The 15,501-nt window shown below is 73.1% G+C and carries 16 protein-coding genes and 1 pseudogene; 12 read left to right on the top strand and 5 right to left on the bottom strand.

Translation table 11 applies throughout. The features are described 5' to 3' along the window. Positions 1-78 precede the first annotated feature (78 nt). Positions 79-531: a DUF3817 domain-containing protein gene (locus ACIP6W_RS06065; protein ID WP_251160692.1), complete on the top strand. Its 453-nt coding sequence runs from the start codon at positions 79-81 to the stop codon at positions 529-531. 192 nt (positions 532-723) lie between these two features. Here ACIP6W_RS06065 and ACIP6W_RS06060 read toward each other — a convergent pair whose 3' ends face one another. Continuing rightward, the gene (locus tag ACIP6W_RS06060) at positions 724-2,934 is read right to left on the bottom strand and encodes an NADP-dependent isocitrate dehydrogenase (protein ID WP_400428677.1); all 2,211 of its coding nucleotides are present in this window, start codon (positions 2,932-2,934) and stop codon (positions 724-726) included. Positions 2,935-3,047: 113 nt separating this feature from the next. Next, the gene (locus ACIP6W_RS06055; protein WP_066657341.1) at positions 3,048-3,536 is read right to left on the bottom strand and encodes a hypothetical protein; all 489 of its coding nucleotides are present in this window, start codon (positions 3,534-3,536) and stop codon (positions 3,048-3,050) included. A 162-nt stretch (positions 3,537-3,698) separates the two neighbouring features. Between ACIP6W_RS06055 and ACIP6W_RS06050 the strand changes: the two genes are divergently transcribed. The 3 genes from ACIP6W_RS06050 (at position 3,699) to ACIP6W_RS06040 (ending at position 7,345) form a co-directional block, all read left to right on the top strand. Beyond that, positions 3,699-4,787, top strand: a complete 1,089-nt coding sequence (locus tag ACIP6W_RS06050) for a M23 family metallopeptidase (RefSeq protein WP_285841412.1) — start codon at positions 3,699-3,701, stop codon at positions 4,785-4,787. A 223-nt stretch (positions 4,788-5,010) separates the two neighbouring features. Further along, the gene (locus ACIP6W_RS06045; protein WP_209684833.1) at positions 5,011-6,327 is read left to right on the top strand and encodes a hemolysin family protein; all 1,317 of its coding nucleotides are present in this window, start codon (positions 5,011-5,013) and stop codon (positions 6,325-6,327) included. A gap of 112 nt (positions 6,328-6,439) precedes the next feature. Beyond that, a complete protein-coding gene (locus ACIP6W_RS06040; RefSeq protein WP_400340132.1) occupies positions 6,440-7,345 on the top strand; it encodes a helix-turn-helix transcriptional regulator in 906 nt (301 codons plus the stop codon). A 39-nt stretch (positions 7,346-7,384) separates the two neighbouring features. On the opposite strand, the gene ACIP6W_RS06035 is transcribed toward ACIP6W_RS06040, so the two are convergent. Next, positions 7,385-7,642, bottom strand: coding sequence for a hypothetical protein (locus tag ACIP6W_RS06035; RefSeq protein WP_311205619.1), 258 nt, complete (start codon positions 7,640-7,642; stop codon positions 7,385-7,387). 47 nt (positions 7,643-7,689) lie between these two features. Here ACIP6W_RS06035 and ACIP6W_RS06030 point away from each other — a divergent pair, with 47 nt between their 5' ends. The 4 genes and pseudogenes from ACIP6W_RS06030 to uraH all read left to right on the top strand — a co-directional run bounded on the left by ACIP6W_RS06030 (position 7,690) and on the right by uraH (position 10,008). Further along, entirely contained in the window at positions 7,690-8,328 is a 639-nt protein-coding gene (locus ACIP6W_RS06030) for an SAM-dependent methyltransferase (RefSeq protein WP_209684936.1), read from the top strand. A 264-nt stretch (positions 8,329-8,592) separates the two neighbouring features. Continuing rightward, a complete protein-coding gene (locus ACIP6W_RS06025) occupies positions 8,593-9,075 on the top strand; it encodes an FBP domain-containing protein (RefSeq protein WP_209684830.1) in 483 nt (160 codons plus the stop codon). A gap of 126 nt (positions 9,076-9,201) precedes the next feature. Continuing rightward, a pseudogene (uraD, locus tag ACIP6W_RS06020) lies at positions 9,202-9,669 on the top strand (2-oxo-4-hydroxy-4-carboxy-5-ureidoimidazoline decarboxylase); the annotation flags it as partial. Continuing rightward, positions 9,670-10,008 carry a hydroxyisourate hydrolase gene (gene uraH, locus ACIP6W_RS06015; RefSeq protein WP_066658847.1) on the top strand — a complete coding sequence of 113 codons (339 nt, stop codon included), beginning with the start codon at positions 9,670-9,672 and terminating at the stop codon, positions 10,006-10,008. It abuts the pseudogene before it with no gap. A 216-nt stretch (positions 10,009-10,224) separates the two neighbouring features. On the opposite strand, the gene ACIP6W_RS06010 is transcribed toward uraH, so the two are convergent. Continuing rightward, positions 10,225-11,628, bottom strand: coding sequence for a nucleobase:cation symporter-2 family protein (locus tag ACIP6W_RS06010; protein ID WP_400428674.1), 1,404 nt, complete (start codon positions 11,626-11,628; stop codon positions 10,225-10,227). 197 nt (positions 11,629-11,825) lie between these two features. Then, entirely contained in the window at positions 11,826-12,812 is a 987-nt protein-coding gene (locus ACIP6W_RS06005; protein WP_209684829.1) for an aldo/keto reductase, read from the bottom strand. A 95-nt stretch (positions 12,813-12,907) separates the two neighbouring features. On the opposite strand from ACIP6W_RS06005, the gene ACIP6W_RS06000 reads away from it, so the two are divergent. The 4 genes from ACIP6W_RS06000 (at position 12,908) to ACIP6W_RS05985 (ending at position 15,401) form a co-directional block, all read left to right on the top strand. Continuing rightward, on the top strand, positions 12,908-13,141 hold the full coding sequence (locus tag ACIP6W_RS06000) for a hypothetical protein (protein WP_066657355.1): 234 nt from the start codon (positions 12,908-12,910) through the stop codon (positions 13,139-13,141). Between the two features lie 119 nt (positions 13,142-13,260). Then, a complete protein-coding gene (locus tag ACIP6W_RS05995; protein ID WP_400340143.1) occupies positions 13,261-13,809 on the top strand; it encodes an acyl-CoA thioesterase in 549 nt (182 codons plus the stop codon). A gap of 42 nt (positions 13,810-13,851) precedes the next feature. Further along, positions 13,852-14,436, top strand: a complete 585-nt coding sequence (locus ACIP6W_RS05990; protein WP_209684827.1) for a YdeI family protein — start codon at positions 13,852-13,854, stop codon at positions 14,434-14,436. Positions 14,437-14,519: 83 nt separating this feature from the next. Beyond that, positions 14,520-15,401: an aldo/keto reductase gene (locus ACIP6W_RS05985; RefSeq protein WP_251155606.1), complete on the top strand. Its 882-nt coding sequence runs from the start codon at positions 14,520-14,522 to the stop codon at positions 15,399-15,401. Positions 15,402-15,501: the final 100 nt, after the last annotated feature.

Below are 15,501 nucleotides of genomic sequence, written 5' to 3'. Positions count from 1 at the left end.
GATACGACCGGCGGTGTGTCGGGGGTGTCGGGGGGGGGTGTCGGGGGTTCTCCCGGACGGGTGCGCGACCATGTCGGCATGACCCCTCGCTCCCTGTTCCGTGCCGCCGCGGTGGCCGAACTCGTGACCTGGACACTGCTGATCGCCGGGATGGTGCTGAAGTACGGGCTGGACGCCGGCGACCTGGGCGTGCGCATCGGCGGGAGCATCCACGGGTTCGTGTTCCTGGCGTACCTCGTGGTGACGACGGTCGTCGCGGTGAACCAGCGCTGGTCGGTCGGGGCGCTCGTGCTCGGGTGGGCGAGCGCCGTCGTGCCGTACGCGACCGTGCCGTTCGAGGTCGCGGTCGCCCGGCGCGGCATGCTCGCGGGCCCCTGGCGACGGACCGCCGACGAGCGGTCCGGGGTCTGGGACCGCCTGCTCTTCTTCGTGGTGCGTCGGCCCGGGGTGTCGGTGGCGATCGGGGTCGTGGCGGTCGCGCTGGTGTTCTCGGCGCTGCTGGTCGTCGGTCCCCCGGTCCCCAAGGGCTGACGCGGCGCCGCCCTCGGCCGACCCGGTCGCACGACTTGCCGCCCGCGATCGTCCTGGTCGCACGACTTGCCGCTCACATCCGGCGGCGACGGCATGTCCTGCGACCAAGACAGGGTCTGAGCGCGACCGCGTGACGGACGGGAGGCGCGGTGCCAGCCGGCACCGCGCCTCCCGTCCGTCGTCGGTGCGCGCCTAGAGCGCGGCCAGCGCCTCGTTGAGGGTGGCCGACGGACGCATCACGGCGTTCGTCTTCGCCGCGTCCGGGCGGTAGTAGCCGCCGATGTCGGCCGGCTTGCCCTGGACCGCCACCAGCTCGTCGACGATCGTCTGCTCGTGCTCGTCGAGCTGCGCCGCCAGGCCCTGGAACGCCGCTGCGAGCTCGGTGTCCTCGGTCTGCCGGGCGAGCTCGTCGGCCCAGTACTTCGCCAGGTAGAAGTGGCTGCCGCGGTTGTCGATCGACCCGAGCTTGCGGCCGGGCGACTTGTCCTCGTCGAGGAACGTCCCCGTGGCACGGTCGAGCGTGTCCGCCAGCACCTTCGCCCGTGCGTTGCCCGTCACACCCGCGAGGTGCTCGAGCGACACCGCGAGCGCGAGGAACTCACCCAGGGAGTCCCAGCGCAGGTAGTCCTGCTCGACCAGCTGCTGCACGTGCTTCGGGGCCGAGCCGCCGGCACCGGTCTCGAACAGCCCGCCGCCGCCCAGGAGCGGGACGACGGAGAGCATCTTCGCCGAGGTGCCGAGCTCCATGATCGGGAACAGGTCGGTGAGGTAGTCGCGGAGCACGTTGCCCGTGACCGAGATGGTGTCCTCGCCGCGACGGATGCGCTCGAGCGAGAAGCGCATGGCGTCCTCGGGCGCCATGACCTCGATCTGCAGCCCGTCGGTGTCGTGCTCGCCGAGGTACTGCCGGACCAGCCCGATCAGGTTCGCGTCGTGCGCACGCGTCTCGTCCAGCCAGAACACGGCGGGCGACCCGGTGGCACGGGCGCGCGTGACGGCGAGCTTCACCCAGTCGCGGATCGCCACGTCCTTCGTCTGGCAGGCACGCCAGATGTCGCCCTGCTCGACCTCGTGCTCGATGACCGTCTCACCGGAGCTCGTGACGACGCGGACCTTCCCGTCATCGGGGAGCTCGAAGGTCTTGTCGTGCGAGCCGTACTCCTCGGCCTTCTGCGCCATGAGCCCGACGTTCGGCACGGAGCCCATGGTCGACGGGTCGAAGGCGCCGTTCGCGCGGCAGTCCTCGATGACGGCCTGGTAGATGCCGGCGTAGCTCGAGTCGGGGATGACCGCGAGGGTGTCGTGCTCCTCGCCGTCCGGGCCCCACATGTGGCCGGAGGTGCGGATCATCGCGGGCATCGAGGCGTCGACGATGACGTCGCTCGGCACGTGCAGGTTGGTGATGCCCTTGTCCGAGTCGACCATCGCGAGCTCGGGGCCGGCGTCGATCCCGTCGGCGAACGCCTGCGTGATCTCCGCGCCGTTCGGCACGCTGTCGAGCCCGGCGAGGATCGAGCCGAGGCCGTCGTTCGGGTTGAGTCCGGCGGCGGCGAGGTCGGCCCCGAAGCGCTCGAACACGCTCGGGAAGAACGCGCGGATGACGTGGCCGAAGATGATCGGGTCCGAGACCTTCATCATCGTGGCCTTGAGGTGCACCGAGAACAGGACGCCCTGGTCCTGCGCGGCACGGATCTGGTCCTGCAGGAACGCCTCGAGCGCGCGGACGTGCAGGACGGTGCCGTCGACGACCTCGCCCGCGAGGACGGGGATCGACTGCTTGAGCACGGTGGTGTCGCCGTCGGCGGCCACGAACTCGATCGTCAGGGTGTCGTCGGCGGGGGCGATCCACGACTGCTCGTTCGAGCGGAAGTCGTCCTTGCCCATCGTCACGACGTTGGTCCGCGACTCGTGGCTCCAGGCGCCCATGCGGTGCGGGTGCTTGCGGGCGTAGTTCTTCACCGACAGCGGCGCGCGGCGGTCGGAGTTGCCCTCGCGCAGGACCGGGTTGACGGCGCTGCCCTTGACGCGGTCGTAGCGGGCCCGGACGTCGCGCTCCTCGTCGGTGGTGGGCTCGTCGGGGTAGGCGGGCAGGTCGTAGCCCTGCGCCTGGAGTTCCTTGACCGCCGCCTTGAGCTGCGGGATCGACGCCGAGATGTTCGGCAGCTTGATGATGTTCGCCTCGGGCGTCCCCGCGAGCTCACCGAGCTCGGCCAGGGCGTCGTCCAGGCGCTGCTCGTCGGTGAGCCGCTCCGGGAACTGGGCGATGATCCGACCGGAGAGCGAGATGTCGCGGGTCTCGACGTCGACCCCCGCGGTGCGCGCGAACGCCTCGACGACCGGCAGGAACGAGTGGGTGGCGAGGAACGGTGCCTCGTCCGTGAGCGTGTAGATGATCTTGGCCATGCTGGCGGGTACTCCCTTGTTCGACCGTGCCGGACCTCGGTCCGTCCACGGTACTCGCGGCGCGGTTTCTCTCGACGTCAAGATACCCGGTCGGGCCCTGCCGTGGGGTCGGGTCAGATCGTGATCCGGAACACCCGCACCCCGGCGGCCCGCAGTCCGGCGGTCCCGAGGCGGGTCCGCATGCTCCGGAAGGGGCGCTTGAAGCCCGAGCGGGCCGAGGCCACGCCGATCTGGTGGAGCACCTCGGACGTCAGCGTCCGCTCGACCTTCGGGGCGAGCCGGGTCACCCCCGAGACCGTGATGACGATGCGCACGGCGTTCGGCGCGAGCAGCGGCGCGATGAGCTCCGCGGCCTCCTGCGCCCGGTGGAACGCGGGATCGTCGCCCGGTCGGCGGATGGCGATCACCGCGAGGTCGGCGTCGGCGTGCTCGTGGGGATCGGGGAGGTCGTCCACCCCGACGACCCGCATCCTGGCGGCGTCGACGCCCGCACGGACGGCCGACGCCCGGAGGACGGGGAGCAGCTCCTGGGTGCCGGCGAGCACGACCTCGGCGGTCGCGAGGTCGATGGGTTCGTGGCGTTCCCGCGGCGTTCGGGCCATGGCGCAGGTCCTTCCGGTCGCTGGTCTCGGACACTACCGACGCGACGTCCAGCGGGCACGCAACCGCGGTGACACGTCAGCGGACTGTCAGCCGTTCGGTAACGGGAAGATCACGATCGCCCCTGTACAAAGCGACAGACTCGTGCAGAATGGTCTGCGGCCATGACGACGACACACGACACCGACCAGCAGCAGCCGGAGACCCCGGTCGTGCACCTGTCCCGTCGCGCTGCCCTCGAGGCCGAGCGCGCAGCGGCCGGCAAGGCAGCGCGTCGCACCCGCGCTCCCCGCCCGTCCCGCTCGGACGCGGCCCCGGCGGTCGCGACCGTCTCCCCCGCACCAGCGCCCGGACGAGCACCCGAGTCGTCGGCCGCTCCGGCTCCGGCTCCGGCTCCGCACACCGTCCCGGTCGCTGCGCGGTCGGGACGTCGCACGACCGAGGCCCGGGCCACCACCGAGCACGTCGACGCGCGGATCACCCGGGTCGTCCGTCGACGGAGTGCCGCGCTGCCGGTCGCCGCGACGCCCGCGGCACGTGCAACGCGCCCGTCCCGCTCGCACCGCGCGAGCCGCATCACGCTGACCAGCGCCGCTGCCGCACTCGCGATGTTCGCCGCGTCCGCGATGCCCGCCCACGCCAGCGCCGGCACCTCGTCAGCGACGTCCACGCTCGCGCCGCAGGTCCGCACCCAGGACTACGCGGTCACCCAGGCGGTCACGGCGGCCGCCCTCGACCGCGACGACTTCACGGTCGGCGGCGGGCAGCAGGTCGTCGTCGCCGGTGACGGCGGCGCCGAGGGCGCGGTGTCGTACGGTGGCGAGGTCCGCTCGCCGTTCCCCGGCCCGGTGCGCATGAGCTCCGGGTTCGGGTACCGCTCCGCTCCGTGCGCCGCGTGCTCTTCGCTCCACCAGGGTCTCGACTTCAACCCGGGCATGGGCGCCCCGATCGGCGCCGTCGCCGCCGGCACCGTCCGCGTCTCGGGCACGTACTTCTCGTACGGCACGACGGTGATCATCGACCACGTGATCGAGGGCCGCCGGGTCTCGACCCTGTACGGGCACATGATCCCCGGGTCGTCGCCGCTGCGGGCCGGCGACACCGTCGAGGCCGGCCAGTTCATCGGCAGCGTCGGCTCCTCCGGCGTCTCGACGGGCGCACACCTCCACCTCGAGGTCCTGATGGACGGTGTCACGCCGATCGACCCCGAGGCCTGGCTCGAGGCCCGCATCGGCCGCTCGCTCACGATCTGACCCGAGCACGACCCGGCCCGAGCACGATCCGACCCGAGCTCGATCCGACCCGGGCGACCCGGCGGATCGTCGGGACCGCTGACGTCCCGGTCCGTGCACCCCGGACCCACAGCACTCGTGCAGCACCGGCGCGGCGGCGTCCCAGCATGGCTGTACAGGATCACAGCATGGACGATCACCACAGACCGCCCGCCCGTCGCCGACCCACGGTGGTGTCCCGCTGATGGACGCCGACACCTGGATCGCCTTCGGGCTCGTCATCCTCTTCGTGCTCGTCGGCGGTGTCTTCGCCGCGGCGGAGATCGCCCTCGTCTCGCTCCGCGAGTCACAGCTGCAGCAGCTCGAGCGACGTGGCTCCCGCGGAGCCCGGGTCGCCGCGCTCGGGCGTGACCCGAACCGCTTCCTGTCCGCCGTGCAGATCGGCGTGACCGTCGCCGGGTTCTTCTCGGCCGCGTACGGTGCGTCGTCGATCGCGCCGGACGTCGCGCCGCTGCTGTCCGGCCTCGGACTCGACCAGGGGGCGGCCGAGGCCGTCGCCCTCGTCCTGATGACCCTGGTCATCGCCTACCTGTCGCTCGTGTTCGGCGAGCTCGTGCCGAAGCGCCTCGCCCTGCAGCGCGCCGAGGGCTTCTCGATGGCCGTCGCGCCGACGCTCGACCGGTTCGCGACCGCGATGCGCCCGGTGATCTGGGTGCTGTCGAAGACCACGAACGGCGTGGTCCGGCTGCTCGGTGGCGACCCGGACGCCCGCAGCGAGTCGATGAGCACGGAGGAGCTCCGCGGTCTGGTCGAGGACCACGACGCCATCGACGCGCAGGGCCGTCGCATCGCCCGCAGCGCCCTCGACGCCGGTGACCGGATCCTCCGCGAGTCGATGCGCCCCTGGTACGACGTCTCGACCATCGACGCCTCGCTCAGCATCGCGGACGCGACCGACCACGCCATCGAGGTCGGCCACACCCGGTACCTGGTCACCGAGGGCTCGCGGGACGACGTCGCGGGCTTCGTGCACCTCCGCGACCTGCTCCGCCCGACCGACCCGACGGCACCCGTCTCGACGCTCGTGCGCCCCGTGCTCGCGCTGCCGGAGACGAAGTCGCTGTCGAGTGCCATCGCGGACATGCGCACCGAGGGACACCAGATCGCGCTCGTGGTGGACGAGTACGGCGGCAGTGCGGGCATGGTCACGCTCGAGGCGCTGCTCGAGGACCTCGTCGGCCGCATCAGGGACGAGTACGACCCGCCGGCCGCCGAGTCCGACGGGATCGACGGTGCGACCGTGCTCGAGGACCTCGCGGCCGACGGCGGTCCGCTGCTGCCGGACGGCGACTACGAGACCGTCGGCGGGCTCGTGCAGGTGCACCTCGACCGCGTGCCCGAGGTCGGTGACGTGGTCGAGACCGGCGAGCACCGCCTCGAGGTCACCGAGATGGACGGGCACCGGGTGGCGCGTGTGCGCGTGACTCCCCGAGCGGCGGACGCCGCCACGGCGGCGCCGGCGGCCACCGAGCCGGTGCACGCGGTCCCGCCCGTCTCCTAGCCGGGCCACCACCGGACGGGAGGCGCGGTGCCGACCCGCACCGCGCCTCCCGTCCGTCACGGGTACCGCCGGTGCCTGTCGTCGCGACGGTGCCGCCACGTACGCTCGTGCCATGGGTATCGACGTGCGCAACGAGATCCGTGACTTCCTGTCCTCGCGGCGGGCGCGGCTCACCCCCGACGAGGTCGGCATGCCGTCGTTCGGCGGCGGCGTCCGCCGGGTGCCCGGCCTGCGTCGGCACGAGGTCGCGATGCTCGCCGGAGTGAGCGTCGACTACTACACGCGGCTCGAGCGCGGCTCGCTCAAGGGCGTCTCGGACAGCGTGCTCGAGGGACTCGCGGGCGCGCTGCAGCTCGACGAGGACGAACGGACGCACCTGTTCGACCTCGCCCGTCTGGCCAACGCCGGCGTCAAGGTGATGCACCGGAACGTGCCGACGCGTGTCCGGCCGGGCGTGCAGCGCCTGCTCGACGCGATCACCGGCGCGCCCGCGTGGGTGCGGAACGAGCGCGGCGACGTCGTCGCGACGAACGAACTCGGCCGGGCCCTGTACGCGCCGATGTTCGCGGGCCCCGGGCGCCCCGTGAACACCGCACGGTTCACGTTCCTCGACCCGGCCGCGCGCGAGTTCTTCCCCGACTGGTCGGCCACCGCGCGCGAGGCCGTCGCCGTCCTCCGCGCCGCGGCCGTCGCGAACCCCTGCGAGCCCGGTCTCGTGACGCTCGTCGGCGAGCTCTCCACACGGAGCGAGGAGTTCCGCGGCTGGTGGGCTGCCCACGACGTCCGGGTGCACCGACGGGGCGGCAAGCGCATCGCGCACCCCGTCGTCGGGGAGCTGCAGCTGGACTTCGAGGCGCTCGAGCTCGTCGCCGACCCGGGCCTGACGATGTTCACCTACTCGGCGGAGCCGGGCAGCGAGTCCGAGCGGTCGCTCGCGCTGCTCGGGACCTGGGCCGCGACGGAGCGGTCCGAGCGGCTCGCCGCCGTGCGTGCGGGCGAGGCCGAGCTGGACGACTGACGGGCCGACCGGACGACCGCCGTGGTCAGCGGTCGGTCGTCACGGAGCGGACGGTCCTGCGGGTCCCTCGGGGCGAGGGGCGCCGTCGGTGCCGTCGGTGCCGTCGTCGCTCCCGAGCGTGTCGACGAGCGAGTCCACGCGGAGCCGGTCGATGCGCAGTTCCTTCTCGGTCGCGGTCAACCGCAGCACGCGGATCGCGGCGAACACGAGCACGATGAGTGCGACGACGAGCACGAGCAACAGCAGCACGACCGCCAGGTAGACGATGCTGACGACGGCGAATCCCCCGGAGACCATGCGACGACGCTAGCAGGGAGCGTTCGTAGGGTGGGGCCGTGACGAGGATGCCGGTGGACGAGGACACAGCGGCGCTCCTGCGACGACACCGCCGCCCGGAGCCGACGTTCGTCCGTGCGGTCGCGGGGTCCCTGGCCGATGCCCGCACCGTGCGCGAGGAACGGCCTGGTCCGGTCTCGTACGTGCCCGCGGACCGGCGGGTCGTCTCCGACGGGGACGCCGACGCGGTGCTGCTCACCTTCCCGAGCGTGGACACCGTCGCCGGGCTCGCACGGCCCGAGGACGGCCGGGTCGTCGTCCTCGCGCGCGACCCGGACCGGCTCCGCACCGGTTGGCTCGCCGAGTACGCGTCCGCGGTGGTCGCCGCCGAGGCGGACACGCTGCCGACGGTCGACCGGCTGGCGACGCTCGTCGGACCGTCCGTCGAGGTCGTGCGCCTCCCGGTGCCGTTCACCTGCGTGGACGGCTTCGGCGAGGGCTACTACGCGCGACCCGAACGGCTCCTCGACGCCGAGGTCCGCGCCGCCGACCCGGCGTGGAGCCTGGTCGACGACCTCACCGCTCGCCGATCGGTCGCCGCCCTGCGGAGCGCGCTCGCGTCGGGCGAGTGGGACAGCCGGTACGGGGCACTCCGCCGGCGGCCCGCGCTCGACGGGTCGGTCGTCCTGCTGCGGCCCGCTCCGTGACTCCCTGACCGGGTCGACGACGACTCCCCGACCGGAGCGACGACGACTCCCCGACCGGGTCGACGACGCGACACGCCCGGCTTGACACGCCGTCGTAGGCTGGGACCGTGAGTCAGCAGGAGGTGGTCGGCGCGCAGAGCGCCGGCATCAGGGCGTGACGCCCCCGGCTGTGCCGTCCGGCACGGCCGCGTCCGTCGAACCCTGACCACACCTCCGCCCGTGCGGCGCGCACCCGCGCCCGGGCCCGTCGAGAGCGACCACACCGTGCTGCCCATCAGCGAGAAGACCATCCGTTCGTCCTTCGTCAACGCCTCCCGCAAGGAGGTCACCGACCTGACCCTGCCGACCGACCTCGAGACGCTGGACTGGGAGTCGCTCGACTTCCTCGGCTGGCGCGACCCGAAGACCGCGCGCCGCGCCTACGCCGTCGTCCCGACGCTCGAGGGCGACCTCGTCGGCATCCTGTTCCGGCAGGCCGAGGCGTCGCCGCGTGCACGGGCGCAGTGCTCGTGGTGCCAGGACGTCAAGCTGCCCAACGACGTCGTCTTCTACGCCGCCAAGCGCTCGGGGAAGGCCGGTCGGAACGGCAACACCGTCGGTACCCTCGTCTGCCAGGACTTCCAGTGCTCCCGCAACGTCCGACGCCCGGTGCCCCCGGCGTACGAGGGCTACGACGTCGAGGCCGCCCGGGTCCGCCGGATCGAGGACCTGCAGCTCCGGATCGCGTCCTTCGCCGCCGACCTCTGAGCCCGCCGAAGCCGCGGGACGCAATCTTGGCGGATGCTCGCAGCGCTGTACCGCTGCGAGCCTCCGCCGACGTTGCGTGCCGCGGAGGAGCCCCGGGAAACGCCGGCGTAACGCGCGGTCCCTAGGGTGTGGCGGGTGGACCTCCGCGACTTCGACTCCGCCCCCGCCGACGACGCCCGACGGACCGCCCTGCACTGGGCAGCGGTGCCGGCGTGGGCGGACGCCCTGGTGGCCGCTCGACCGTTCCGCACCGTGCCGGCCCTGGTCGCAGCGGCCACCGAGGCGGCGGCGCAGTGGACCGCGGCGGACCTCGACACCGCCCTCGCCGAGCACCCCCGCATCGGCGAGCGCACCACCGAGGCGTCGTCGGCCCGCGAGCAGGGCGCGATGGCGACGGCGGCGGACGACGTCGCAGCGGCCATCGCCCGCGGGAACGCCGCGTACGAGGACCGGTTCGGCCGGGTGTTCCTCGTGCGTGCCGCCGGGCGGACGCCGGAGGAACTCCTCGCCGAGCTCGAGCGGCGCCTCGCGGGGGAGCCGGACGCCGAGGTGACCGAGGCCACCGCTGCCCTGGCCGACATCGCCGTGCACCGGATCCGAGCGACCTTCGGCGTCCCGCACCTGACCACGCACGTGCTCGACGCCCGCACCGGCACCCCGGCCGTCGGTGTCGCGCTGACACTGCGCACCCCCGAGGGCGAGGTCCTGGCCACGGGGGAGACGGACGCGGACGGGCGCGCGGGGCTCGGGCCGGACGTGCTGCCCCGTGGGGACCTGGAGCTGCGGTTCGACACCGGCGCCCACCACCGCGTCGCCGGGGTCCCGACGTTCCACCCGTACGTCGTCGTCGCGTTCACGGTGACCGGGACCGACCACCTGCACGTGCCGCTGCTGCTCAGCCCCTTCGCCCACAGCACCTACCGCGGCAGCTGACCACGCGGTCGCCCGGCGCCCGGCGCCGAGTCTCGCCCAGGCGGACACGTTCGTGGTCCCACGACCGCGAACGTGTCCGCGGAGCCGAGTCTCGCGGGAGCCGCGGCGGCGCGGCGCGGCGGCGGCGCGCCCGGCGCGGCGGCGGCGCGCCCGGCGCGGCGGCGGCGCGCCCGGCGCGGCGCGCCCGGCCCGGCGCGGCCCGGCGCGCGCGCCGCGTCAGGACCGGCCGTCGCCGACCGTCGCGACCGGCGCCGTCGAGCGCACCGCGTCGTACGACCCCACGGCGGGGTCGGCGCCGTAGCGCTCCCGCAGCCCGCGCGACCCGAGCAGCAGGTTGAGCAGGATCGCGGCGATCGCTCCGGCCGAGATGCCCGAGTCGAACACGAGCGTGAACCACGTCGGGAACGCCCCGTAGATCTCCGGCGCGACGGTCGGCAGCAGCGCGATCGCGAGCGGCAGCGCCACGACGAGCACGTTCCGGTTGTCGAACCGCACCTCGGAGAGCGTCCGGATGCCGCTCGCCGCCACCATGCCGAACAGGGCGACCCCGGCACCGCCGAGCACCGCGTGCGGCACCGCCTCGACGACCGCTGCGACCTTCGGCACGAGCCCGAGCACGACGAGCATGCCGCCGGCGGCCGTCGCAACGTACCGCGAGCGCACCCCGGTCAGGGCCACCAGCCCGACGTTCTGCGCGAACGCCGTGTACGGGAACGTGTTGCAGACCCCGCCGAGCACGGTACCGAGGCCGTCGGCCCGCAGTCCGTCGGCCAGCGTGCGACGCGACACCGGACGGTCGACGACCTCGCCGACGGCCACCATGTCCCCCGTGGTCTCGGTCATGATGACGAGCCCGACGACGAGCATCGACACGATCGACGCGAGGTCGAACGTCGGCAGCCCGAAGTGGAACGGCGTGACGACGGCGAACCAGGCGGCGTCGCCGATCCCCGAACCGTCGACCATGCCGGGGACGAACAGCGCCGCGACGGTGCCGAGGACGAGCCCGAACAGCACCGAGACCCGCGCGAGCCCGCGCGGAGCGAAGCGCTCGACGAGCACGACGGCCAGCAGCACGCCGGCCGCGAAGGCCACGTCGAGCGGATCGGCAGCACCGTCCTCCCCACCGTCGGTGATCCACCCGGCGGCGACGCTCGTGAGCGAGACGCCGATGATCAGGATCACGGTGCCGGTGACGATCGGCGGGAACAGCCGCACGAGCTGCGAGAACCACGGCGCCACGAGCACCATGAACACCCCGCAGGCGATCGTCGCCCCGTAGACCGCGGTGATGCCGTGCGCACTGCCGATCGCGATCATCGGACCGACTGCGGCGAAGGTCACGCCCTGCACGAGCGGCAGGCGGACCCCGAAGCGCCAGAAGCCGACGGACTGCACGATCGTCGCCAGCCCGGCGACGAACAGGTCGGCGCTGATCAGGAAGGCCAGGTCGGCCCGGTCGAACCCGAGCGCCCCACCGACGATGAGCGGGACGGCGACCGCCCCGGCGTACATCGCCAGGACGTGCTGCAGGCCCAGCGGCAGGAGCCGACCGAGCGGCGGGACCGTGTCCACCCCGTCCGGTCCGGTGGTCGTGCGTGGTGGTGTCGTGCTGGTCATGGTGCCCCCGTCGCGGTGCCGGTCACGTGTCACCTCGACGCTAGGGAGCCCCTGTTTCCGCCCCGTGACGAGCACGGGTCGCGCGCATCACGCACCGCGGCCCCGGAACGCGCGTTCCGGAGCGACCGCCGACACCGTGACGGACGGGAGGCGCGGTGTCGGCCGACACCGCGCCTCCCGTCCGTCTCCTGGTCGCGTCAGCGACCGATGGACGACATGTCGGGGTACCGGTCACCGGTCGGCACGGGCAGCGCCGACAGGCGCGCGAGCTGGTCGGCGGAGAGCGTCACGTCGGCGGCGCCCACGTTCTCCTCGAGCCGCGAGACCCGCTTGGTGCCGGGGATCGGCACGACGTCGTCGCCCTGCGCGAGCAGCCAGGCGAGCGCCACCTGCCCGGGCTTCGCGCCGACCTCGTCGGCGATCGCCGTGACGGCGTCGACGATCCGCATGTTCTCGGCGAACGCCTGCTCCGCGAAGCGGGGGTTCTGGCGGCGGAAGTCGTCCTCGTCCAGGTCGGACGGCTTGGTGATCGCGCCGGTCAGGAAGCCGCGGCCGAGGGGCGAGTACGGCACCAGGCCGATGCCGAGCTCGCGGAGGGTGTCGAGCACGTCGCCCTCCGGGTCGCGCGTCCACAGCGAGTACTCGCTCTGGAGCGCGGTGATCGGGTGCACGGCGTGCGCCCTGCGGATCGTGGCGGCGCTCGCCTCGGAGAGCCCGATGTGGCGGATCTTGCCCTCCTGCACGAAGCCGGCGAGCTGTCCGACCACGTCCTCGATCGGGACGGCCGGGTCGACGCGGTGCTGGTAGTAGAGGTCGATGTGGTCGGTGCCGAGGCGGCGGAGCGAGCCCTCGAGCGCCTCGCGGACGGACTCGGGTGCGCTGGAGATGCCGCGCTGCTGCGTGGGGGTCTGCTCGCCGGCCTCGTGCCGGTAGAGGCCGAACTTGGTGGCGATCACGACCTGGTCGCGGCGGTCGCCGAGGGCACGACGGAGGAGCTCCTCGTTCGTGTACGGGCCGTAGGCCTCGGCGGTGTCGAAGAGCGTGACGCCGAGGTCGATCGCGCGGTGGATCGTGCGGATCGACTCGTCGTCGTCAGTGCCGGCGCCCGTGTAGAAGGCGCTCATGCCCATGGTGCCGAGGCCGACGGAGCCGACCTCGAGGTCTGCGAGCTTGCGTGTCTGCATGGGTGCAGGTCTACTCCTGCCGGCACCTCGTCAGGGAGGTACCGGCACGGCTACGCTGAGGGCACGGACAGTGTCCGCGACGGAAGGGGAACGTCATGACCGTGGTCTGGATCGTCATCGGCCTCGTGGTGGTCGTCGCCGCCCTGCTCGTCGTGCTCGAGGTGCAGAACGCCCGGCGTCGGAAGGCCCTGGCGCACCTGGAGCCCGTCGACCCGCGCGTCGGGGAGCGCGCGATGTCCGAGGCATCCGGGGAGCACGCGATCATCGAAGGCGTGGCGAAGTCGGCACACCCGGGGATCAGCGGCGCCGGGGGCGGCCCGCTCGGCTGAACCGCCCCGACCAGGCGGTTGCAGGTTCCGCTGCACGGTGTTGCACTCGACACCGGACGCGCTCGTGCGGTTCCTCCAACGGGATCGGACGCTCAGCCCGGCACTGGTGTGATCGACCCGTGAACCTGTACCTCCGGCTCTTCCTCCTCGGCCTGCGCCTCCGGCTGGCCGCCCTGCGACCGGGGCGGCGCCCCTCGCTGTGGGACGAGGCCCGCACGCCCTTCCGCGTGCTGCCGACGGACCTGGACACGCTGCGGCACGTGAACAACGGCCGGTACCTGACGCTGATGGACCTCGGCCGCTACGACCTGCTGTACGGGTCCGGCTTCTGGCAGGAGTCCGCCCGCCGCGGCTGGTACGCCGTCGTCGCTGCGCAGACGATCACGTACAAGCGCTCCCTGACGCTCGGGGAACGCTTCACCCTGCACACCCGGGTGCTCGGCGTCGACGAGCGCGCCGTGTACATGGAGCAGACCTTCGTCCGGCAGGGCGCGGTCGTCGCTCGGGCGGTCGTCCAGGCACGGTTCCTGCGGCGCGAGGGCGGCCAGGTGACGCCCGACGACGTGGTGGCCGCGGCGGGCGGCGCGGCGCGGGACCTCACGCTGCCCGGCTGGGTGCACGAGTGGGCCGACGCCGTGCGGATCAGCAGCGGCGGCGGCGTTCGCTGACCGGTCCGCCCGCGGCCGCGGTGCCCGTCCTACGATGACGGCGTGGACGACGACGACCTGGTGCTCCCCGACGCAGCCGCCTGGCGTGCCTGGCTCGACGAGCACGAGGACGATCCCGACGGCGTCTGGCTGGTGCTCGCCAAGAAGGGCACGACGGAGCCGACGTCGCTGACGTACGACCAGGCGCTCGACGAGGCCCTGTGCTCGGGGTGGATCGACGGGCAGAAGCGCGGCCGGGACACGGCGACCTTCCGGCAGCGCTTCACCCCGCGCCGCCGGGCGTCGCTCTGGTCCCAGCGCAACATCGGGCTCGTCGCGGCACTCGAGGACGCCGGCCGCATGCGCCCACGCGGTCGCGCCGAGGTCGACCGCGCGAAGGGCGACGGACGGTGGGACCGCGCCTACGCCGGAGCGGCGACCGCCACCGTGCCCGACGACCTGCGGGCCGCGCTCGACGCCGCACCCGCTGCGGCCGCGCTGTTCGCCGAGCTCGACGCGACGAACCGGTACGCCGTGCTGCACCGGGTCGTCACGGCACCGAGCGTCTCCGCACGAGCGAACCGGATCGCGAAGCTCGTCGCCGGGCTCGCGACCGGCGAGACGCCGCACCCACGCCCGGGTCGCTGACCAGGGCGCCCGCGCTGCCCGTCGCACGCGCCAGGGGGACACCGATCCAGCAACGGGTCACTCCACGGGCGTAGACCGGGGTCATGACCACTGGTACCGACACCACGAACCGTCCTGCCGCCGCCTCGGGCACGTTCCGCATCGGCGGTGACCTCGAGGTCCACCGCCTGGGCTACGGCACCATGCAGCTCACCGGCCCGGGCGTCTGGGGGCCGCCGAAGGACCACGACGAGGCCGTCCGTGTCCTCAAGCGCGCGGTCGACCTCGGCGTCGACTTCTTCGACACGGCCGACTCCTACGGCCCGTACGTCGCCGAGGAGCTGCTCCGTGAAGCCCTGCACCCCTACGGCGACGACATCGTCATCGCGACCAAGGCCGGCCTGACCCGCACCGGCCCGAACGAGTGGCCGCCGGTCGGCCGCCCGGAGTACCTCCGCCAGGAGGCCGAGATGAGCCTCCGCCGCCTCGGCCTCGAGCGCATCGACCTGTTCCAGCTGCACCGCATCGACCCGAAGGTCCCGCTCGAGGACCAGATCGGCGAGCTGAAGAAGCTGCAGGACGAGGGCAAGATCCGCCACATCGGCCTGTCCGAGGTCTCCGTCGACGACGTGAAGGCCGCGCAGGAGCACGCCGAGATCGTCACCGTCCAGAACCTCTACAACCTGCAGAAGCGCGACGCCGAGGAGCTCCTCGACTGGTCCGAGGAGCAGGGCATCGGCTTCATCCCGTGGTTCCCGCTCGCGACCGGTGGACTGACCGGCGAGGACTCGCCGCTCACCGAGATCGCGCAGCGCAAGGGCGCCACGCCGGCACAACTCGCGCTCGCGTGGCTGCTGAAGCGCTCGCCCGTGATGCTGCCGATCCCGGGCACCTCGAGCGTCGACCACCTCGAGGACAACATGCAGGGCGCGACGATCGAGCTCACGGACGAGGAGTTCGCGGAGCTGTCGAAGCTGGGGGAGTGACCCCACCAGGCACCGGACGGGAGGCCCGTGGCGACACCGCCACGGGCCTCCCGTCACGTCTCGTGACCACTTCGTGACCCGTCTGGGCTTGTCGGGGGCT

The organism is Curtobacterium sp. NPDC088465, assembly GCF_044753165.1.
In the GTDB taxonomy this organism is placed as follows: domain Bacteria; phylum Actinomycetota; class Actinomycetes; order Actinomycetales; family Microbacteriaceae; genus Curtobacterium.
The sequence above is the reverse complement of the archived record's forward strand: the minus strand, read 5'-3'. Positions and strand labels throughout refer to the sequence as shown.

Coding starts and splice junctions, on each gene's coding strand:
- ACIP6W_RS06065 (WP_251160692.1), top strand. CDS start 79: ATGACCCCTCGCTCCCTGTTCCGTGCCGCCGCGGTGGCCGAACTCGTG.
- ACIP6W_RS06060 (WP_400428677.1), bottom strand. CDS start 2,934: ATGGCCAAGATCATCTACACGCTCACGGACGAGGCACCGTTCCTCGCC.
- ACIP6W_RS06055 (WP_066657341.1), bottom strand. CDS start 3,536: ATGGCCCGAACGCCGCGGGAACGCCACGAACCCATCGACCTCGCGACC.
- ACIP6W_RS06050 (WP_285841412.1), top strand. CDS start 3,699: ATGACGACGACACACGACACCGACCAGCAGCAGCCGGAGACCCCGGTC.
- ACIP6W_RS06045 (WP_209684833.1), top strand. CDS start 5,011: ATGGACGCCGACACCTGGATCGCCTTCGGGCTCGTCATCCTCTTCGTG.
- ACIP6W_RS06040 (WP_400340132.1), top strand. CDS start 6,440: ATGGGTATCGACGTGCGCAACGAGATCCGTGACTTCCTGTCCTCGCGG.
- ACIP6W_RS06035 (WP_311205619.1), bottom strand. CDS start 7,642: ATGGTCTCCGGGGGATTCGCCGTCGTCAGCATCGTCTACCTGGCGGTC.
- ACIP6W_RS06030 (WP_209684936.1), top strand. CDS start 7,690: ATGCCGGTGGACGAGGACACAGCGGCGCTCCTGCGACGACACCGCCGC.
- ACIP6W_RS06010 (WP_400428674.1), bottom strand. CDS start 11,628: ATGACCAGCACGACACCACCACGCACGACCACCGGACCGGACGGGGTG.
- ACIP6W_RS06005 (WP_209684829.1), bottom strand. CDS start 12,812: ATGCAGACACGCAAGCTCGCAGACCTCGAGGTCGGCTCCGTCGGCCTC.
- ACIP6W_RS06000 (WP_066657355.1), top strand. CDS start 12,908: ATGACCGTGGTCTGGATCGTCATCGGCCTCGTGGTGGTCGTCGCCGCC.
- ACIP6W_RS05985 (WP_251155606.1), top strand. CDS start 14,520: ATGACCACTGGTACCGACACCACGAACCGTCCTGCCGCCGCCTCGGGC.